Annotated in this window: 3 protein-coding genes and 1 pseudogene; 3 read left to right on the forward strand and 1 reads right to left on the reverse strand. The window is 64.3% G+C overall.

Translation table 11 applies throughout. The features are described 5' to 3' along the window. Window positions 1-511 precede the first annotated feature (511 nt). From AB4Z51_RS44270 to AB4Z51_RS44280, 3 genes are read left to right on the forward strand one after another with little or no spacing between them, the layout of a single operon-like run. Entirely contained in the window at window positions 512-976 is a 465-nt protein-coding gene (locus tag AB4Z51_RS44270) for a (2Fe-2S)-binding protein (RefSeq protein WP_175617995.1), read from the forward strand. A gap of 8 nt (window positions 977-984) precedes the next feature. Further along, complete coding sequence (locus tag AB4Z51_RS44275; protein ID WP_441499710.1) at window positions 985-3,153, forward strand: molybdopterin cofactor-binding domain-containing protein; 2,169 nt, start codon at window positions 985-987, stop codon at window positions 3,151-3,153. Next, entirely contained in the window at window positions 3,150-4,493 is a 1,344-nt protein-coding gene (locus AB4Z51_RS44280) for a c-type cytochrome (protein WP_441499711.1), read from the forward strand. The genes AB4Z51_RS44275 and AB4Z51_RS44280 overlap by 4 nt, the downstream gene beginning before the upstream one ends. 79 nt (window positions 4,494-4,572) lie before the next feature. Here AB4Z51_RS44280 and AB4Z51_RS44285 read toward each other — a convergent pair. Then, a pseudogene (locus tag AB4Z51_RS44285) lies at window positions 4,573-4,734 on the reverse strand (IS110 family transposase); the annotation flags it as partial.

Genomic DNA, 4,734 nt, shown 5'->3' on the forward strand with positions numbered 1-4,734 from the left:
CCACCAGCGCCGCATTGGCGCCGGCTCCCTTCGGCATCAGCGCTTCCACAAAGCTCGGCTGTCCCGTCCGCTTGACCGCCATCGCTACCCTCCAAGGCTTTGCCCTAGGGAATCACAATTGACGAATTACGCAACAGGCCCACAAGGGGAGAGGGCACAACAATGAGCCGTTGCAATTGATCCCGTGCCCGCGCTCGCCACGGCCCGACTTTCCCAATCGCACGAATTTCGTCATCGCATGAATTTCCGCATTCGCACGATCATCTGCGGCAATCAACGATGCGTGCGACGAAAATGCGTCACAACATGACGATTATCATATCAATTAGCCCAATTCCGCTGCAGCGATCGCCGCACAAATTCGTGAACGTCATGGCCTGAGGCGTCGGCAGCGCAAATATGCATCGCCGGAAATTCTGGCGCTTCATCGCTTCGCATCAGTATGATTATTGTCGCGCACGAATTCGCCGACTAGATCGCCGCAAGCGATCAAGCGAGCAAGGGGATGCTTATGGCAACAACTCTCACCATCAACGGCGAAACCAAATCGTTCGACGCGCCGCCGGAAATGCCGCTGCTGTGGGTGCTGCGCGACATCCTCGGAATGACCGGCACCAAATTCGGCTGCGGCATCGCGCAATGCGGCGCCTGCACGGTGCATGTCGACGGCAAGGCCGTGCGCTCCTGCGTCCTGCCGGTCAGCGCGGTTGCGAACCGCGCCATCACCACCATCGAACATGTCGGCAATACGCCCGCAGGCGCGAAGGTGCAGAAAGCCTGGCTCGATCTCGAGGTGGTCCAGTGCGGGTATTGCCAATCCGGCCAGATCATGGCGGCCGCCGCTCTACTGGCAACCACCTCTCATCCGGATGATTCCGACATCGACGCCGCGATGGCTGGCAACATCTGCCGCTGCGGCACCTATGTCCGCATCCGCGAGGCCATCAAGCAGGCCGCCAACGGCCGTCAGTCGTGAGGTCCGCCATGAATGCACACAACAGCCTCTCCCGCCGCACGCTTCTGACCAGCGGTCTCGCGACCGGTTTCCTCCTCGCCTTTCACCTGCCCCTACGGGCCGCCGTCAACGAGCCGGAGCAGCCGAAGGATACGACCGACGGCAAGTTCGCGCCCAATGCCTTCATCCGTATCGACGAGACCGGCCAGACCACGCTGATCATGCCGCAGGTGGAGATGGGTCAGGGCATCTACACCTCGATCTCGATGGTTCTGGCCGAAGAGCTCGACGCCGATTGGGCAAAGGTCGGGGCGTTGCACGCGCCGCCAAACGACAAGTTCTACGCCAATCCCGCCTTCGGACTGCAGGCGACGGGTGGTTCGACGTCGATCCGCGCCTGGTGGAAGCCGCTACGCGAAGCGGGTGCCAGCGCGCGCGCGATGCTGGTGCAGGCCGCCGCCGCGCAATGGCAGGTCGAGCCCGCGAGTTGCACGACGTCCAAGGGCGAAGTCATCCATGCGGAAAGCGGCCGCAAGCTCGGCTATGGTGAGCTCGCGCTGGCGGCACAGAGCCAGACACCGCCGAAGGATATCCCGGTCAAGCACCCCAAGGACTTCGTCCTCATAGGCCAACCGCTGAAGCGGCTGGATACACCGGACAAGGTCAACGGCAAAGTCGTCTACGGCATCGACGCGATCCTGCCCAACATGAAGATTGCCGCGATCGCCAATTGCCCGGTGTTCGGCGGCAAGGTCGGCAAGGTCGACGACAGCGCAGCGATGAAAGTCGCCGGCGTGCGCAAGGTCGTCGTGCTCGACGACGCCGTCGCCGTGATCGGCGATCACATGTGGGCGGCCAAGAAGGGTCTCGAAGCGCTCAAGATCGAGTGGAACGAAGGACCGAACGCCAAGATCTCCACCAAGGACATCTGGGACGATTTACGCAAGGCCAGCGAGAAGGATGGCGCGATCGCGAAATCCGTCGGCGACATCGCCAAGGGGCTTGCCAGCGGAGACAAGTTCGAGGCGAGCTTCGAACTGCCGTTCCTCGCGCATGCCTCGATGGAGCCGATCAACGCCACCGTTCACGTCAGGCCGGATGCCTGCGAGATCTGGACGGGCACACAAATCATGACGCGCGTGCAGTCGGAGGCGGCGAAGGCCGCTGGCCTTCCCGTCGAGAAGGTGATCGTCAACCAGCACCTGCTCGGCGGCGGTTTCGGCCGCAAGCTCGAACCCGACATGGTGGTTGCGGCGGTCAAGATCGCCAAGCAGGTCGACTATCCCGTCAAGGTGATATGGACCCGCGAGGAGGATATCCAGCACGACGTCTACCGCCCGGTCTATCGCGACCAGGTCAATGCGACCCTGGTCGACGGCAAGGTGGCGGCCTGGAAGTACAAGATCGCAGGTTCTGCGGTGATTGCCCGCTGGCTGCCGCCAGCGTTCCAGAAGGGCGTCGATATCGACGCGGTCGACGCCGCCGTGGAGACGCCCTACGACTTTCCCAACTTCCACGTCGAATATGTCCGTGCCGAGCCACCGGCTGTGCCGACCGGCTTCTGGCGCGGTGTCGGCCCGAACAACAATGTGTTCGCGTTCGAATGCGCGCTGGACGAACTTGCGCGCAAGGCCGGCAAGGATCCGGTCGAATTCCGAAGGTCGATGCTGACCAAGACTCCGCGTGCGCTCGCGGTGCTCAACCTTGCCGCGGAGAAATCCGGCTGGGGCCAACCGCTGCCGGCCCGCGTTGGCCGTGGCGTCTGCCTGCAGCCATCGTTTGCGAGCTTCCTCGCAACTGTTGTGGAAGCCGAGATCGACGACATCGGCGAGATCACGCTGCGCCGCATCACCTCGGTGGTCGACACCGGCATTGCGGTCAACCCCGATACGATCAAGGCGCAGATCGAGGGCGGGCTGATCTTCGGCCTCACCGCCGCGCTCTACGGCGAGATCACCATCGACAAGGGCCGCGTGCAGCAATCGAACTTCCACGACTACCGCATGATGCGCATCAACGAGACGCCGAAGATCGAGGTCATCGTGGTCAAGAGCGGCGAGGCGCCCGGCGGCATCGGCGAAGCCGGCGTCAATGCCGGACCACCGGCGCTGCGCAACGCGATTTACGCCGCAACCGGCGTGGCGCTGCGGCGCCTGCCGATCGACCGGAAACTTCTGGCTGCGGGGAAGAAGGCATGAGCGGCAAGATGCGTATCCTCACAAGCCTGGTCGTGATCGCCATCGTCGTGGCGGCGCTCGGCGTCTGGATCATCCGTGGGCCCGGTCCGCTCGACTTCGCCGGCGGCACCAAAGTGGCGCTGGCGGATTATCGCGCAGGCAAGCCGACCGGCGTGCCGGCAAAGCTGGAGAAGGCAAGCCTGGTCGAGCGCGGCGAGTATCTCGCGAAGGCCGCCGACTGCATGGTCTGCCACACCAAGCCCGGCGAGAAGGAATATTCCGGCGGGCTCGGCTTCAAGCTGCCGTTCGGCACGCTCTATTCGACCAACATCACGCCGGACAAGGACACCGGCATCGGCAATTACAGCGACCAGGATTTCCTCAACGCGGTCCAGCGCGGCACGCGTCATGACGGCGCGCGGCTCTATCCGGCCATGCCCTACACGTCCTACACCTACATGACGGACGACGACGTGCTGGCGGTGAAGGCGTATCTGTTCAGCCTGCCGGCCGTGCGCGCGAAAGCGCCCGACAACACGCTGTCGTTCCCGTTCAACCAGCGCTGGGCGATGATCTTCTGGTCGGCCGTGTTCAATCCGGACACGCGCTTTACGCCGGATACCTCGAAGAGCCCGGAGTGGAACAGAGGTGCGTATCTCGCCGAAGCGCTGGCGCATTGCGGCGAGTGCCACACGCCGCGCAATCTCGGCTTTGCGCTCGACAACCGCAAGAAGTTCGGCGGCGCGATCACGGCGGGCTGGCGCGCTTTCAACATCTCCTCCGACAAGGCCACCGGCCTCGGCAATTGGCGCGACGAGGATCTGATCTCGTATCTCTCGCTCGGCCACGCGCCGGGCCACGGCTCGGCCTCGGGTCCGATGGGCGAAGCGGTCGATCGCAGCTTCAGCCAGTTCGCTCCCGAAGACATCCGCGCGGTCGTCGCCTATCTGCGCAGCGTGCCGCCGGTGGCCTCGCCCGATCTGCCTGCGACCACGGCGCCGGTCGCGCCCGCCTCGCACAAGGACGGCGTCACGGCCGACGCACGCGGCAAGAAGGTGTTCGCCAGCGCCTGCGCCAGCTGCCACGGCTGGAGCGGCGAAAGCCCGGTCTCGCCGATGGCGACGCTGACCGGCACTTGGGCCGTCAACGACCCCGCCGCCACCAACGTCGCGCAGATCGTGCTCTCGGGCACCAAGCGGCATACGCCGGACGGCGCGCTCTCGATGCCGGCGTTCGGCGATGCGTATAGCGACGACGAGATCGCGGCGGTCGCGAACTACGTCACGGCACGGTTCGGCACCAAGGGCTCGAAGCTGACGGCGAAGGATGTCGCCGRGCTGCGGGAGCAGACAGCGGAGTAGCGTACGAAGAGATTGACGCGTGATCGCGCGCCAATCTCCACCGTCGTCCCGGACAAGCGAAGCGCAGAACCGGCAACTGTTATGTCGGCTTGACCTTCAGGTAGGGCTTCCTGTCGCGCATCATGGCGTTGAGGACCGTCAGCAGCTTCCTGGCGACGGCAATGAGGGCGAGTTTGGCTGGTTTGCCGGCCTGTCGCAATCGTACGTAAAAGACCTTGAACGGATCGGCCCGGCGGACCGC

The sequence above is a fragment of the Bradyrhizobium sp. 2TAF36 genome (assembly GCF_052114925.1).
In the GTDB taxonomy this organism is placed as follows: domain Bacteria; phylum Pseudomonadota; class Alphaproteobacteria; order Rhizobiales; family Xanthobacteraceae; genus Bradyrhizobium; species Bradyrhizobium barranii.

What these genes read in the sequence shown, in the direction of transcription:
- AB4Z51_RS44270 (WP_175617995.1), top strand. Translation starts at nt 512, where the DNA reads ATGGCAACAACTCTCACCATCAACGGCGAAACCAAATCGTTCGACGCG.
- AB4Z51_RS44275 (WP_441499710.1), top strand. Translation starts at nt 985, where the DNA reads ATGAATGCACACAACAGCCTCTCCCGCCGCACGCTTCTGACCAGCGGT.